Annotated in this window: 16 protein-coding genes; 10 read left to right on the top strand and 6 right to left on the bottom strand. The window is 38.7% G+C overall.

Features of this window, described 5'->3' with window-relative positions; all coding sequences use genetic code 11:
* Positions 1 to 6 precede the first annotated feature (6 nt).
* Positions 7 to 585 (top strand): 5' nucleotidase, NT5C type, encoded by a 579-nt coding sequence (locus MKX82_RS15755; protein ID WP_237941838.1) that lies wholly within the window; start codon positions 7 to 9, stop codon positions 583 to 585.
* A gap of 49 nt (positions 586 to 634) precedes the next feature.
* Here MKX82_RS15755 and MKX82_RS15750 read toward each other — a convergent pair whose 3' ends face one another.
* The 3 genes from MKX82_RS15750 to MKX82_RS15740 are packed head-to-tail and all read right to left on the bottom strand — an operon-like array spanning position 635 to position 2247.
* Positions 635 to 1111, bottom strand: a complete 477-nt coding sequence (locus tag MKX82_RS15750) for an Lrp/AsnC family transcriptional regulator (protein ID WP_341078303.1) — start codon at positions 1109 to 1111, stop codon at positions 635 to 637.
* Positions 1112 to 1132: 21 nt separating this feature from the next.
* Positions 1133 to 1675 (bottom strand): chromate transporter, encoded by a 543-nt coding sequence (locus tag MKX82_RS15745; RefSeq protein ID WP_233316449.1) that lies wholly within the window; start codon positions 1673 to 1675, stop codon positions 1133 to 1135.
* 2 nt (positions 1676 to 1677) lie between these two features.
* On the bottom strand, positions 1678 to 2247 hold the full coding sequence (locus MKX82_RS15740; protein ID WP_233316448.1) for a chromate transporter: 570 nt from the start codon (positions 2245 to 2247) through the stop codon (positions 1678 to 1680).
* A 392-nt stretch (positions 2248 to 2639) separates the two neighbouring features.
* Here MKX82_RS15740 and ade point away from each other — a divergent pair, with 392 nt between their 5' ends.
* On the top strand, positions 2640 to 4373 hold the full coding sequence (gene ade / locus MKX82_RS15735) for an adenine deaminase (RefSeq protein WP_325169585.1): 1734 nt from the start codon (positions 2640 to 2642) through the stop codon (positions 4371 to 4373).
* 615 nt (positions 4374 to 4988) lie between these two features.
* Here ade and MKX82_RS15730 read toward each other — a convergent pair.
* Together MKX82_RS15730 and MKX82_RS15725 are read right to left on the bottom strand one after the other, a co-directional pair.
* Positions 4989 to 5309: an 8-amino-7-oxononanoate synthase gene (locus tag MKX82_RS15730; protein WP_233316446.1), complete on the bottom strand. Its 321-nt coding sequence runs from the start codon at positions 5307 to 5309 to the stop codon at positions 4989 to 4991.
* An 18-nt stretch (positions 5310 to 5327) separates the two neighbouring features.
* Positions 5328 to 6233, bottom strand: coding sequence for an HD-GYP domain-containing protein (locus MKX82_RS15725; RefSeq protein WP_233316445.1), 906 nt, complete (start codon positions 6231 to 6233; stop codon positions 5328 to 5330).
* Between the two features lie 337 nt (positions 6234 to 6570).
* On the opposite strand from MKX82_RS15725, the gene MKX82_RS15720 reads away from it, so the two are divergent.
* From MKX82_RS15720 to MKX82_RS15705, 4 genes are read left to right on the top strand one after another with little or no spacing between them, the layout of a single operon-like run.
* A complete protein-coding gene (locus MKX82_RS15720; RefSeq protein WP_237941835.1) occupies positions 6571 to 7182 on the top strand; it encodes a flavin reductase family protein in 612 nt (203 codons plus the stop codon).
* Between the two features lie 37 nt (positions 7183 to 7219).
* A complete protein-coding gene (locus tag MKX82_RS15715) occupies positions 7220 to 7825 on the top strand; it encodes an alpha/beta hydrolase (RefSeq protein WP_237941834.1) in 606 nt (201 codons plus the stop codon).
* Between the two features lie 13 nt (positions 7826 to 7838).
* A complete protein-coding gene (locus tag MKX82_RS15710) occupies positions 7839 to 8549 on the top strand; it encodes a pirin family protein (RefSeq protein ID WP_233316442.1) in 711 nt (236 codons plus the stop codon).
* A gap of 1 nt (position 8550) precedes the next feature.
* Positions 8551 to 8820, top strand: coding sequence for a hypothetical protein (locus MKX82_RS15705; RefSeq protein WP_233316441.1), 270 nt, complete (start codon positions 8551 to 8553; stop codon positions 8818 to 8820).
* A gap of 68 nt (positions 8821 to 8888) precedes the next feature.
* Here the strand turns inward: MKX82_RS15705 and gsiB are convergent, their stop codons facing one another.
* Entirely contained in the window at positions 8889 to 9266 is a 378-nt protein-coding gene (gene gsiB / locus MKX82_RS15700) for a KGG domain-containing protein (RefSeq protein ID WP_237941833.1), read from the bottom strand.
* 181 nt (positions 9267 to 9447) lie between these two features.
* On the opposite strand from gsiB, the gene MKX82_RS15695 reads away from it, so the two are divergent.
* The 4 genes from MKX82_RS15695 (at position 9448) to MKX82_RS15680 (ending at position 13521) form a co-directional block, all read left to right on the top strand.
* Positions 9448 to 9825, top strand: coding sequence for a hypothetical protein (locus MKX82_RS15695; protein WP_341078292.1), 378 nt, complete (start codon positions 9448 to 9450; stop codon positions 9823 to 9825).
* 170 nt (positions 9826 to 9995) lie between these two features.
* Positions 9996 to 10964 carry a glycosyltransferase family 2 protein gene (locus MKX82_RS15690; protein ID WP_237941832.1) on the top strand — a complete coding sequence of 323 codons (969 nt, stop codon included), beginning with the start codon at positions 9996 to 9998 and terminating at the stop codon, positions 10962 to 10964.
* A complete protein-coding gene (locus MKX82_RS15685; RefSeq protein WP_341078287.1) occupies positions 10961 to 11353 on the top strand; it encodes a GtrA family protein in 393 nt (130 codons plus the stop codon). The genes MKX82_RS15690 and MKX82_RS15685 overlap by 4 nt, the downstream gene beginning before the upstream one ends.
* 35 nt (positions 11354 to 11388) lie before the next feature.
* Positions 11389 to 13521 (top strand): glycosyltransferase family 39 protein, encoded by a 2133-nt coding sequence (locus MKX82_RS15680; protein WP_341078285.1) that lies wholly within the window; start codon positions 11389 to 11391, stop codon positions 13519 to 13521.
* The last annotated feature ends 42 nt before the right edge of the window (positions 13522 to 13563 follow it).

The following is a 13563-nucleotide window of genomic DNA, read 5'->3' as shown; positions in this document are numbered from 1 at the left end:
CAATAGATGAAGTTCGGTTTTGACATTGATGATACATTAATAAATTTAAGAGAGCATGCCTTTCATTTATATAATAAGAAACTGCAAAAGGAAGTGCATCTCGATTATTTTCATGCACTGAAGACCGTGGAAATACATGAGCCCTTTGGCCTTAATGCTGATGAAGGGAAGAACATGTGGACCACTTTAAGCGAAGAAATTTATTTCACAGATTGTCCGCCATATCCGAATGCAGTTGAATTTCTGCAAAGGCTGACAAATAGCGGACATGAAGTGTATTATATTACCGCACGTAATAAGGAATTTGCAGAACGGACGAAGGAATGGATGAAGACTAAAGGCTTTCCAGTTAAGGATGAGCAGTTCTTCTGCGGTATGGCTGATCATGAAAAAATCGATGTTATTTCAAGCCTGGACCTTGATTTCTATATGGATGATAAGCCAGCGGTGCTAAACACACTGGCACAAACAGGAGTTCACTTGTTAGTAAAAGATCAATCATACAATAAAGATCTTTCTTATGACAGGGTTCATAGCTGGGCTGAGGTTTGGGATTTTCTTAATTTAAATGAGGAAAAAAAATAAAAGCAGGGAGAATGTATCCCTGCTTTTTTGTATGGAGATAATCTGCAAGCTACAGCTTCATTCCCATTCTGCTCTTGTATCTTTTAATTAATATTTGGCAATCTACGCTGACGACACCTTCGATAGCATATAGCTTGTCTGTAAGGAATAGCTCCATTTCCTGATTATCAGCAAATAATCCGTGCATATGCAGTTTACTGGGGCCAGTCATATGATAGAGACTGCCTACAGCAGCATTGTCTGCTAATAGTTTGGCTACTTCTTCGAGATGCTTCGGTTCTACATCAATATTGAAGAAAGCAGAAACTGTTTTGCCGATTTTTTCTGGATTTATTACAGCCGTGAACTTTTCAATAATGCCATTTTCGATCATTGCATTAATCCGCATCTGTACAGCTACCCTTGAGATCCCGACTTCTTTGCCGATATCGGTGTAGGAAATCCTGCCGTTATCATGCAATAAAGACAAGATTAAATGATCAATCTGATCTAGTTTGTTAGGTGCAAGATCATGTCCATTTGTCATAAGATATGTTCCTTTCTCCTTTTAACTGTTTAGATGTGGAACAACAAGACCACCATAAAGGAAGGCAAGAATGATTACAAAAGCTGGGTGAACTTTGAATTTTTGCAGTAAGGCAAATGCGATTACAGCGATTGCTGCTGTTTGAATCCAGCCTAATGAAATATAGGAGTCTTGCAGCATTTCAAAAGTAAGGATTATCATCAATGCGGCAATAACAGGCTGAACCAACAGTGTCATCCCTTTCACTATTTTCGAATCGCGGTGCTTGCTCATCACATTGGCAAGGAAAATGAGCGCTGCAGCAGATGGAATGACCGTCGCTGCCAGTGCAGCAATAAAGCCCCACCAGCCACCGATGCCAAACCCGACATAAGCAGCAATTTTTGTAGCGATTGGACCAGGCAGGGCGTTTCCAAGTGCGAGCATATTGGAAAACTCCGCATTTGACAGCCAATTGTACCGGTTAACAATCTCTTCATACATGAGTGGAATAGAGGCAGGACCGCCGCCATATCCAAATATATTTGATAACAAAAAGCTTAAAAAGATGCTGATTAATACCATGTTTACATGCCTCTTTCTTTTTTATGTAGAATACGATCTTTAAGATTGAAATGAAATGCTCCGTAAATCAAGAAGATTAATACAACAATAGCTGGGTGAAGGGAAATGTATTGAAGCAGGAACAGACATAACAGTGTTAGTGCTGCACCAACATAGATACCTAAGCCTTTGACTGCTTTTTCTGCAAACTCATAGGCCATCATGCCAAGCATTACTGCAATAACAGGAATAACAGCAGACACCATGCTTGTGATGACAGCAGAATGGCTGACAACGTTAATAAAGGAAATTAGCACAACCATTGCCAGGCATGTCGGCAGAATATGGGCGAGCACAGAAACGATAGCTCCTGAAATACCTTTTTGGCGGTAGCCTAAATAGGCGGCCATTTTTGTAGCGATTGGTCCAGGCAAAGTATTAGCAATCGCCAATATTTCCCCAAACTCTTCATTATCAAGCCACTTGAATTTATTTACTGCTTCATAGCGAATAAGCGGTATAACAGAAGGACCACCTCCAAATCCTAATAATCCAGACCGGCCCATCGCGATGATGAGTTCTTTATAGATCATCTTTATTTCTCCTTTCGTAATTAGACACTATGTAATTGAAAAAACCTTTATTATTATCTTTTCGTAAATATAATACCATAATTTATTTTATATGAATCGTAAAATGTTAAAAAATATAACAATATGAAATTATATTTTTGTGCAGGGGTACTTCAAAAAGAAATTGAATCTTGTTGCGAACTATAATACAATAGTAAAAATAATTTCAAAAAGGCATGAAATGCCAATTCTCCATTTGCTTGATTGGAACTAAATCTTCGTGCATTTACTCTTCCATACGATTTCTATATATTTCCCGTAAATCATTTTAATTATGGAACTTAACGTACAAAAGCATTTGCAAAAATTTAGCAAAGTGAAACTACCAAAAAGAAATAAGGGGGAAAATGCACATGAGCAGCAAATTTGAAAAAAGATTGAGAATAGCAGCAAAACGGGAAAAGGCAGACTTAGTTATTAAGCATGCATCTATAGTCAATGTGTTTACTGGAGAACTGATGAAGGGTGATCTAGCTGTATCTGATGATACTATTGCCGGGATAGGCCAGTATGAAGGAAAGCAAACAATAGATGCAAAAGGAAAATTCATCATTCCTGGACTGATAGACGGTCATGTTCATATTGAAAGCAGCATGCTCGCACCGCAGGAATTTGCAAAGGTCCTCATGCTCCATGGTGTTACAACAGCGATAACTGACCCACATGAAATAGCGAATGTTGCCGGGACAAAGGGAATTCAATACATGCTTGACCAGTCGGAAGGATTGCCACTTGATATTCGTGTCATGCTGCCCTCCTGTGTGCCAGCCGTGCCGAATGACAGTAATGGTGCAGCACTGTACGCTGATGATCTGGCTCCTTTTTTTAAACATGAGCGTGTTTTAGGCCTAGCAGAGGTAATGGACTTTCCGTCTGTCCAAAACACCAGTGCAGATATGGTCAAAAAGCTTATTCTGACAAAAGAGAATAACGGGGTAATAGATGGCCATGCTGCCGGCATTGAGCGTGAGAGCCTAAATGTTTACAGTGCTGCAGGAATTCGCAATGATCATGAAGCTACAACAGAGCAGGAAGGGAAAGACAGACTGGATTTAGGTCTTTATTTAATGATTAGGGAAGGAACAGTTGCTAAAGACTTAAAAGCATTGCTGCCTGTTGTGACAGAAAGAAATGCACGCAGATGTCTTTTTGTAACAGATGATAAGCTGATTGACGATCTTTTGCATGAGGGCAGTGTTGACCATTGTATTCGTTTAGCAATAAAAGAAGGACTGGACCCAATCACAGCCATTCAAATGGCTACGATTAATACGGCTGAATGTTATAAGCAAGATAGAATCGGTGCAGTGTCACCAGGCTATAAGGCAGACTTCCTGATTGTAGACAGCCTGGAGGAGCTTACGATAGAGCATGTATATAAAGAAGGCAAGTGTATTGTGGAAAACGGCAAGCTGAAAACAGAGCAGTTTAAGAAACAGGGCTATGAAGATACCAGCCTGCCTGGCTTGAATTATGCTCCATTTAATACTAGTGAGCTACAATTGCCGCTCCAATCAGATATTTGCAATGTTATTGGCATTATTCCTAACAGCATTGTAACAGAGCATTTGATAGAAAAGGTTAGTGTGGAAAATGGTATTTTTCAGCCATCTGTCGAGCAGGATTTGCTAAAACTGGTTGTTGTGGAGAGACATCATCGGACTGGCAATATTGGGCGGGGCATTGTAAAGGGATTTGGTTTCAAAAAAGGAGCGATTGCAACAACCATATCCCATGATTCTCACAATATTGTCGCAGTTGGAACAAATGATGAAGATATCCAGCTTGCGATAGAAGAGTTGAAAAATATTAATGGAGGCATAACAGCAATAGCAGAAGGACAATTAATCGCAGCCTTGCCATTGCCGATAGCTGGCCTTATCTCAGACCAAAGCTATGAAACACTGTATGACCAAATGAACACACTTAATGAACAAGTGAAGCAATTAGGAGGATCAAGCAACTTTAATCCATTCCTGACATTATCCTTCCTATCATTATCTGTCATTCCTACATTGAAATTAACAGATAAAGGCTTATTCGACTTCAGCAGTTTTTCATATACAACAATTGAAGCAACGAAATGACTCTATAGAGAAACGAACATGTTAACGATGTTCGTTTTTTTCTTGTCTGCAAACAAAAAAAGATCCGGCTTAAATAGCCGGACCAAAAAAATATATTTTAAGAGGGGAAACTCTTAACATAAATTTATTCTACTTGGTAATTATGAATAAATAATGAACAAACCATTAAAAAATAAAAAATATTAGTTATTAATTCAGACCCCTCATTTAAAAGAATAGAAAAAATAAAAGTTTTTAAATAATAAGTATATAGTCCTATAAATAACAGAAATCGCTAGGACGATATATTTGGTAAGAAGCACCATTACAAGTTTCAAGTAGGTAAAGATGTTTATTTAATAAAAAAATGGGTCATATTAATAATAAATACAGACATAATGAAAGCGTTTTCGTATATAATGGATATAAGCTAATCATTAACTCTGGTCTCACTTACTGATAAGGGGTGGATGGCATGGAAGAACAAGCGAATTTTTTTAATGGATTGAAATGGGGCATCTTATTGAGCGTACCACTGTGGATTTCCTTTTTTGGATGGGTTAAGCTAATTTATCATTTTGTTTAGAAATAAATAAAAAAGGGCTTCGGGGTTTCCGAAGTCCTTTTTGTTTCTGATTAAGCCAGTATTATAGGCGGATCAATTCCAAGTACAGGTTGTCCATCTACAGTTAGCCAGATATAATAATGGTCAATTTCTTTACCGATAATTTTTTCGATTTTAGCAATAACCTTTTCCTGAACATCAAAAGTAATCTTAGCAGTTTGTTCACCAAGAGGAATATTCTTCATCCCTAATAAGTCAGCAATTTGTCTTGCTTGATCATAGGTTACTTCTACATATTTATCGTATTCTGGCAAATAAGCTGCTTCTGCAGGCTTTACTTGCAAGGAAACGATTAAAATGACAGCCAATAAGCTCCAAACTAGTTTTTTCATAATAGTCTCTCCCTCATGTTAATAGTTTTCTATTTTATCTTGTAATGCTATAAAAGCATCAACTACTTGTGGATGATACATTGTACCTCTGTTTTTTAGAATTTCCTCAAAGGCTTCCTTTTTTGATTTGCCTTTTTTATAGACCCTATCTGTTGTCATTGCATCAAAGGAGTCAACGACAGCAATTATAGCTGCTTCAACTGTAATTTCGTCACCCTTTAAACCCTTAGGATATCCTTTACCGTCATACCTTTCATGATGCTGTTCAACTATTAAACCTATTTCGCCTAGTAATGGAATTCTCGTTTCTTCTAACAGCTCACGACCAAAAGTTGTATGTAGTTTCATGATTTCCCATTCATCATCTGTGAGTTTACTAGGTTTTTGCAATATATTTAAAGGTACTTTAACTTTGCCAAGATCATGAAAAAAGGAAGCAAGGTTTAGGCGGGCAATTTGTTTTGTGTTAAGATCAAGCACTTCACCAACGAGCATCGAATAGTCCTTAATTCTCTCACAATGATCTCTTGTGTACCCGTCTTTTTCTTCTATAGAAATAGTCAGCTCTAATAAGTCTTTAGAAAGTTGGCTATAGTGGTGAAACACTGGCTGACTTGTCACATAAATAAACTCTGTTTCTTCTTTAGCATGGAAAATAGTATATTCCTTGATTGGGCTCTCAAAAAAGGACTGTCCGGGTATAAGCTCGATAGATACTTCATCTCTTTGATATACTAGTTTGCCAGAAACAATAAAAAAATACTCCAGTCCTTCCCAGCCCTCTTCTGGACCCATCGCCCAGCTAGAACCTGGCTGCAGTTTATGGTGAATAACTTCCGTTCCGTCACCTGCTGCAATTAATGAAAGCTGCAAGCCTTTAAAATATACTGTTTCAATAAACTCTCCTTCATTTAATATACCCACACTATTTCCCTCTCTCTTTTTACAATAGAAGCTAATTTGCTAGACTCTAAGATTATACCTTATTTTATCTAAAATATAGTTTAATTGTAATAGGTAAAAGTTATTAAATTAGGTCTAAATGAGTAGTTTTTCTAATGGAAACAGAGTAAAAATTATACAAATTAATGATAGCAAACTATAATAGGAAAAAATAGAGTAATTTTCTTTATTTTTACTAGAAGCAAGGACTCATTCTTGACAGACAGTAATTAATAATAGTATGATTATCTCGAATTCAAGATAAAATAGCTTGTATAAAAATTTTACCGGCGAAGTTTGCCATGAATGGAGGAATAGCATGTTAACAATTGATCCAAGCACGCTTTCTGCGAAAGAGGTGTATAAGTTCTTTATCGGCAGCATTATTCCGAGACCAATCGCGTTTGTTACTTCTAAAGGAAGCGGCGGTGTTATTAATGGTGCACCGTTCAGCTTCTTTAATATCGTATCTTCCAATCCTCCAATCTTATCTGTTGCAGTTCAAAGAAATGGCGGTAATGAAAAAGATACAGCTAAAAATATTAAGGAGTACAGCGAATTTGTCATCCATGTTTGTGACGAGGATAATATTGCAGCAATTAATGAAACTGCTGCAAATCTTCCGCCGGACGAAAGTGAGATAGAACTTGCTGGACTGTCGGTTGCTGAAAGTTCTGTTATTTCAGTGCCTGGAATTAAGGAAGCGAAAGTCCGGATTGAGTGTAAATTAGAGGGAATTGTAGAGATTAAGGATGATAATGGGATACCTACTTGCGATTTAATACTGGGCCGTGCTGTTTGCTTCCATATTGAAGATCAATTATATGAAAATGGAAGAATCGATCCGAAGCTTTTAAAGCCTGTCAGCAGGCTTGCGGGAAATGATTATAGCAAGCTGGGTGAAATGTTTACAATCAACAGACCAAAATAAAGCAGGGCTTATTAAGCCTCATGACTAGGAGACGAAGATGAAGCATATTTTTAAAAAAGGAACAAATGAACAGTTGCCAACCTTATTACTATTGCATGGAACTGGAGGAACGGAGAATGATTTATTGCCACTGGCAGAGCTGATTAGTCCACAATCATCTGTGCTCAGTGTACGAGGGAATGTGTTGGAGAACGGAATGCCTCGGTTCTTCCGCCGACTAGCTGAAGGCGTTTTTGATATTGAAGACCTAAAGGAGCGTACAAAGGAGCTGCATGACTTTTTAGACAGCAGCGCAGAACAGTACGGCTTTGATCGTCGCAATATTATTGCAATAGGTTATTCAAATGGTGCAAATATCGCAGCAAGCATTTTGTTTCATTACGCCAAAGGCTTGAAGGGAGCGATTTTGCATCACCCGATGGTGCCGTTAAGAGGTATCGCATTGCCTGAACTTACTGATGTGCCTGTCTTTATTTCAGCGGGCACAAATGACCCAATCTGCCCTCGAAGTGAATCAGAGGAACTGACAACTCTTTTAGAAGGAGCAGGAGCAAATGTTACGGTTCATTGGGAGAATTATGGCCATCAATTGACGCGAACAGAAGTTGATGCTGCAGCTGCTTGGTTTAACACAATAAAATAAAGAGGTGTTAAGGATGATTAAAATATTTACGAAAGCAGATGGTCATTCTGCAAGCAATGACTGGGTAGAAAGTCATTTCAGCTTTTCCTTTGGTAATTATTACGACCCGGAGAATGTTAATTTTGGCCCTATGCGTGTATTAAATGATGATACCATTCAGCCGGATAAAGGGTTCGGTATCCATCCGCACAGAGAGGCTGAGGTTGTTTCTATCGCCATTGATGGACAATTGAAACATGAGGACAGCTTAGGAAACAGTGGAGTTATCGAATTTGGACAGGTGCAGCGCATGACGGCTGGAACAGGAATTCTTCATTCTGAAGTGAATCCATCCACAACAGAACCAGGCAGATTTCTGCAGCTTTGGTTCTTTCCTGAGACGAAACAGCTGCCTCCTTCCTATGAAGATGTAATATATGATGTGAGTAAATTATCTAATAACTTATTGCCAGTAGTTGCTCCAACAGCAAGTGAAGGTGTGGCGATGATTCATCAAGATGCGACGATTTATTTATCAAAGCTTGAGCAGGGGAAAAGTCTTGAGTTCAGCCAGGAAGATGGCAGGAGAATTCTTGTGTATGTGATAGAAGGCAGAGTTCTTCTTAACAATGAACATCTGCTTGGAAAACAAGAATCAGCCCGTATCACGGATGTTTCTGAGTTACAGTTAGCAGCTTCAAAAGACTGTTTCTTTATGCTGATTGATTTGCCGGGAGGGGAATAAGATGCTGATGATCAGACATGCTATTGGCAGCAGGCTGTTTCTGCAGACAGAGGATTACTCGGTTCTGCCCCAAGGGGATAACTGGGTCATTACGGCAGCTGCAAATAAAGAAGAGCTTGAGAACTTGATTGCCTTCAAAGAGGAATTAAATTTATTTATCGTTGGAAAAAACGAAAAAACTTGGTATTATTCTTCAGATGCCAGCATCAAAATAGTAGATTCCGACAAAGTGCAAGTAACTGCAGATCATAAAACGGTTTATCCCGTATAAAGAAGAAACCCAAATGCGATTGGGCATTTGGGTTTCTTCTTCTTTTTAAATTTGATATACTTTTAATATTAGTTGTTGTTATTGTTAGTGGAGTTGCCGCCTTTACGGCCAATTTCTTGGTAAAATTCTTTATCATGATTTTCGGAAGTGGCTTCTCCGCCTTTTTTGCCGATTTCTTGATAGAATTCTTTATCATGATTATCGGAAGTAGCTTCTCCGCCTTTTTTCCCGATTTCTTGATAGAATTCTTTATCATGATTATCAGAAGTAGCTTCTCCGCCCTTTTTCCCGATTTCTTGATAGAATTCCTTATCATGATTCTTGGAAGTGGCTTCTCCGCCTTTTTGTCCAATTTCTTGGTAAAATTCCTTATCGTGATTTTTAGAAGTTGCTTGTCCACCTTTTTTACCTGCTTCTTCTCGACTCATTTTGTTGTTGTTTGCCATGATTATCACTCCTTAGAAATTTTAGTTATTAAATTGTACATTGGTTATATAGCCGATTTCACTTCATATAAACATTTTTGTCGGATTTTTTGCCGAGGAAAAGTTTGGTAATACTAATCAGCACTTATAAAACCGATAATATAGACATATACGTTTTTAGATAGCTTACAAAAAAGGGGATATGATTAAATACATGATTACAACAGATAAATTCATGGAAGTAGTTTCGAAGGCAGAACAGCTCGGCTGTAAGGTCGTTTATGACGCGGACAAGAAAATCAGCTTTAATGCTAATATGTATATTACAGTTCCATTCTTAATTACATTGGAGAATACATATGCACTTGCACACGAGATTGGCCATGTAATGGATTATGTGAATGGCGATTTAGATTATGATAAATGGTTAAATGATTGGTCGTACAGAGTAAACGCAGAAATGAGCGCATGGGTGAATGCTTATAAGCTCCTTAATGAGCTTGGTGTTTCTTTAGACCATTGGCAAGCACATGTCGACAGTAAATTAAGAAATTATTTTATCTTACCTGAGGTTATTTAGAAAAGTAAGGCTCTATGCATGCAAAACAGCATGCATAGAGCCTTTTTTGTATTTCTAAATATTGTTAATAAGTTAAGGATTAATTAAGAATTGTTCGCTAAAATCAGGCTATTCCATTCGGAAGTGACGAACGAAACGTCACGAGCTACTAGAAAGGATGAGTGATTTTCATGACGAACGAGAAAGTAAAATATTCGATTGTAATTCCCGTGTTTAATGAGGAGGAAGTCATTGAACATACGTATGAGCGGATTAAGACAGTGATGAAGAATGCAGATGGAAATTATGAGCTATTGTTTATCAATGACGGAAGCAGAGACCGGTCTGTAGAAATATTATTGAATTTAAGTGAGCAGGACAACAGGATTAAAATCGTTGATTTCTCCAGAAACTTCGGCCACCAAATCGCCATAACTGCTGGAATGGATTATGCGTTAGGAGATGCTATTGTCATAATTGATGCAGATCTTCAGGATCCTCCTGAGCTTATTCTAGAAATGATTCAAAAATGGAAAGAAGGCTATGATGTCGTCTACGCGAAGCGTACTGCCAGAAAAGGAGAGACCTTTTTTAAGAAACAGACAGCCTCGGCCTTTTACAGGACATTAAGGGCAATGACAGAAATTGAAATACCGATTGATACAGGAGATTTCCGATTAATTGACCGCAAGGTGTGTAATCAAATGAAGAATATTCATGAAAAAAACCGCTTTGTCAGAGGGCTTGTCAGTTGGGTTGGCTTTAAACAGAGTGCTGTTGAATATGAAAGAGATGAGAGATTTGCTGGTGAAACAAAATATCCTTTAAAAAGAATGCTTAAATTATCTTTGGACGGAATAACGTCTTTCTCTTATAAACCATTAAAGCTGGCCAATTATTTAGGTGCTTCCTTGTCGGTGATTGGATTTGTTTACATGCTGATTGTGCTTTATCAAAAACTGTTTACAACAACTACTGTTACTGGCTGGTCTTCTATTATTGTCATTCAGCTATTCTTTAGTGGAATTACGCTTATGATGCTTGGTGTAATCGGTGAATATATTGGCCGTATTTATGACGAAGCAAAAGACAGACCGCTTTATATTGTGAAAGACATTTACCAGCATGAATCAGCGGCGAAATCATATGTGATGAAATGACTAGGAAGTGGCTTGTTTTTTTAAAGTTCGGAATTGTTGGTTCGTTAAATACAATCATTGACTTTGTTGTTTATGCGCTTTTGACTAGCGTTGGAGCAAATTATCTTCTATCGCAAATACTTTCCTATTCATGTGGACTATTAAACAGTTACTTTGTAAACAGAACATGGACATTTAAACAAAAAGATAAGGCAAGCATGAAGGAGTTTATTCGTTTCCTTGCGGTCAATGCTGCCACATTATCGTTAACATTGATATTGCTCGATTTTTTATATACAAAGCAGGGCTTAAATTTGCTGTTGAGCAAATTTTTAGTAACAGCGATAGGAACAGTCTTCAACTTTATTGGAACGAAGATGCTCGTTTTTACGAAGGCAAACACAAATTAATTTATAAAAAAATTATTATAAGAATGGAGTAAGATATGAAAAATTGGACTAAAGGAAGAGTCGACATCCTTTTAATAGCTATATTGCTGTTTTCGGCCGGTTTAAATTTCTATAATTTGCAGAATGCTGGCACGAATTCGTATTATTCTGTAGCTGTGAAAAGCATGTTGACTAGCTTCCATAACTTTTTCTTTGTTTCCTTTGATCCTGCTGGATTTATAACCGTTGATAAACCTCCAGTAGCTTTATGGATTCAAGCGATTTTTGCTAAGATCTTCGGCTTCAATGACTTTGTGCTTCTTTTGCCAGAGGCACTTGCTGGTGTCGTTTCTGTCTGGTTGTTATATATCATGATTAAGCCGAAATTCGGCAGACCGGCAGCACTGATTGCCAGTTTGGTTTTAGCTTGCTCGCCAATTTTTGTAGCAGTTGTCAGAACTAATAATGTAGACAGTATCTTGATTGTTACACTGATGATAGCAGCATGGGCATTGATGAAAGCAGTCGAAAAGCAGAAGCTTGGCTGGCTATTATTAAGCTTTGCTCTTGTGGGCGTCGGCTTTAATGTGAAAATGCTGCAGGCATATATGGTGTTGCCGGCATTTGCTTTCTATTATTTCTTTGCAACGAGAGAATTGAAAATCTGGAAAAAGCTGATGCACTTAGCAGCATCCACTGTTTTGCTAGTTGTTATCTCCTTGTCATGGGCACTTGCAGTTGATTTGACCCCAAAAAGTGAAAGGCCGTATATGGGCGGAAGTGAAACGAACTCTGTACTAGAGCTTGCTTTTGGCTATAATGGCTTATCAAGATTAACTGGTCAAGATTCTGGCATGGGAGGCGGAGGGAATGCTCAAGCACCGCAGACTCAGACTTCGACTGATGAAACTAGTACTAGTACTTCAGATTCCAGCAATACTAGTGAGGAAGCTCCTACTACTATGCCTAATGGTGGACAGCAAGGAGATGGAGGCAGCTCCAGCCAATCTGGCATGTTTAACACTGGTGAAGCAGGCCCGCTGCGATTATTCCAAAGCGAGCTGTCTGGACAAATTAGCTGGCTGCTGCCATTCGTGGTCTTTGCCATTATTGGTTTAGTCTTGTCTTTCTTAAAGACGAGAAAGTATACAATACAGCACCATTTTGCAGCATTTTGGTTTTTCTGGCTAGCACCTATGTTTGTTTTCTTCAGCATCGCGCTATTTTACCATCATTATTATTTAAGTATGATGGGGCCTGCAATTGCCGCACTTGTCGGTATCGGTTTTACGACATTATGGAACTTTTATAAAGAAGAGAATGGCTGGGAGAGCTGGCTGCTGCCTGTTGGAATATTAATTACTTTCTGCTTTGAAGCGCTGATTGTCTATCAGAACAGCTCTTCTGTATCCATTGTATGGATGTGGGTTGCTATTATTTTAGGGGTTGTACTGTTTATGCTGTTAATAGCAGGCAAATCAAGTGCATCCATAAAGGAGACAATAGCAGTTATCAGCATATTGGCATTATTAGTACTGCCGATTTATTGGACTGCTATAACGATTACAAAGACTGGCAATGAATCTACACCAACTGCAGGTCCGACAAGTGGAATGGGCGGACCAGGCGGCGGAGGTGGAGGCATGCGTGCCTTCGATGGTGGTAATATGGAGCAAGGTTCCATTCCAAATGAAATGCCAAGTGATTCTAATGAGGCTCCAACTGGTTTCCCGGGAGCTTCTGAGAATAATGCCAGCAGTGGTTTTACAGGCGGACCAGGCGGCGGGGGCGATATGGACAGTATCGATTCTGGCTTAATGTCGTATCTTGAAGACAATTACAATGGCGAAAAATTCTTCTTGGCAGTACAAAGAGCCCAATCGGCATATTCTATTATGCTGAACACAGACTATGCAGTAATGGCAATGGGCGGCTTTGGCGGATCAGATCCGGCACCGACAGTAGATGAGCTGGAGGAGATGGCTGAAGCAGGAGAAATCAAGTATTTCTTAGTATCTGGTCAAGGAATGGGTGGCAATAGTGAAGTGACAGAGTGGATTCAAGAAAACTGTGTTGAGGTACCTAGCAGCGAGTATTCATCTGATACTAGCACTACTGACAGCTCTGCTACTGATTTATCTAATATGAGAGGCATGGGGCAAACCTTGTACGAGTATCAACAAAAATAGTATGGTAGAAAAGAAGCGGTCCGCAGATGCGAATCGCTTCTC

The sequence above is a fragment of the Niallia sp. FSL R7-0271 genome, from assembly GCF_038005785.1.
Taxonomy (GTDB): Bacteria; Bacillota; Bacilli; order Bacillales; family Cytobacillaceae; genus Niallia.
Note: the sequence above shows the minus strand (reverse complement) of the source record. Positions and strands in the feature narration are given on the sequence as shown.

Bases quoted from the DNA above. Each gene is read 5' to 3' on its own strand.
- MKX82_RS15695 (WP_341078292.1), top strand. From the start codon at position 9,448: ATGATTAAATACATGATTACAACAGATAAATTCATGGAAGTAGTTTCG.
- MKX82_RS15705 (WP_233316441.1), top strand. From the start codon at position 8,551: ATGCTGATGATCAGACATGCTATTGGCAGCAGGCTGTTTCTGCAGACA.
- MKX82_RS15685 (WP_341078287.1), top strand. From the start codon at position 10,961: ATGACTAGGAAGTGGCTTGTTTTTTTAAAGTTCGGAATTGTTGGTTCG.
- MKX82_RS15750 (WP_341078303.1), bottom strand. From the start codon at position 1,111: ATGACAAATGGACATGATCTTGCACCTAACAAACTAGATCAGATTGAT.
- MKX82_RS15680 (WP_341078285.1), top strand. From the start codon at position 11,389: ATGAAAAATTGGACTAAAGGAAGAGTCGACATCCTTTTAATAGCTATA.
- MKX82_RS15710 (WP_233316442.1), top strand. From the start codon at position 7,839: ATGATTAAAATATTTACGAAAGCAGATGGTCATTCTGCAAGCAATGAC.
- MKX82_RS15755 (WP_237941838.1), top strand. From the start codon at position 7: ATGAAGTTCGGTTTTGACATTGATGATACATTAATAAATTTAAGAGAG.
- MKX82_RS15690 (WP_237941832.1), top strand. From the start codon at position 9,996: ATGACGAACGAGAAAGTAAAATATTCGATTGTAATTCCCGTGTTTAAT.
- MKX82_RS15740 (WP_233316448.1), bottom strand. From the start codon at position 2,247: ATGATCTATAAAGAACTCATCATCGCGATGGGCCGGTCTGGATTATTA.
- MKX82_RS15720 (WP_237941835.1), top strand. From the start codon at position 6,571: ATGTTAACAATTGATCCAAGCACGCTTTCTGCGAAAGAGGTGTATAAG.
- MKX82_RS15715 (WP_237941834.1), top strand. From the start codon at position 7,220: ATGAAGCATATTTTTAAAAAAGGAACAAATGAACAGTTGCCAACCTTA.
- MKX82_RS15730 (WP_233316446.1), bottom strand. From the start codon at position 5,309: ATGAAAAAACTAGTTTGGAGCTTATTGGCTGTCATTTTAATCGTTTCC.
- ade (WP_325169585.1), top strand. From the start codon at position 2,640: ATGAGCAGCAAATTTGAAAAAAGATTGAGAATAGCAGCAAAACGGGAA.
- MKX82_RS15745 (WP_233316449.1), bottom strand. From the start codon at position 1,675: ATGGTATTAATCAGCATCTTTTTAAGCTTTTTGTTATCAAATATATTT.
- gsiB (WP_237941833.1), bottom strand. From the start codon at position 9,266: ATGGCAAACAACAACAAAATGAGTCGAGAAGAAGCAGGTAAAAAAGGT.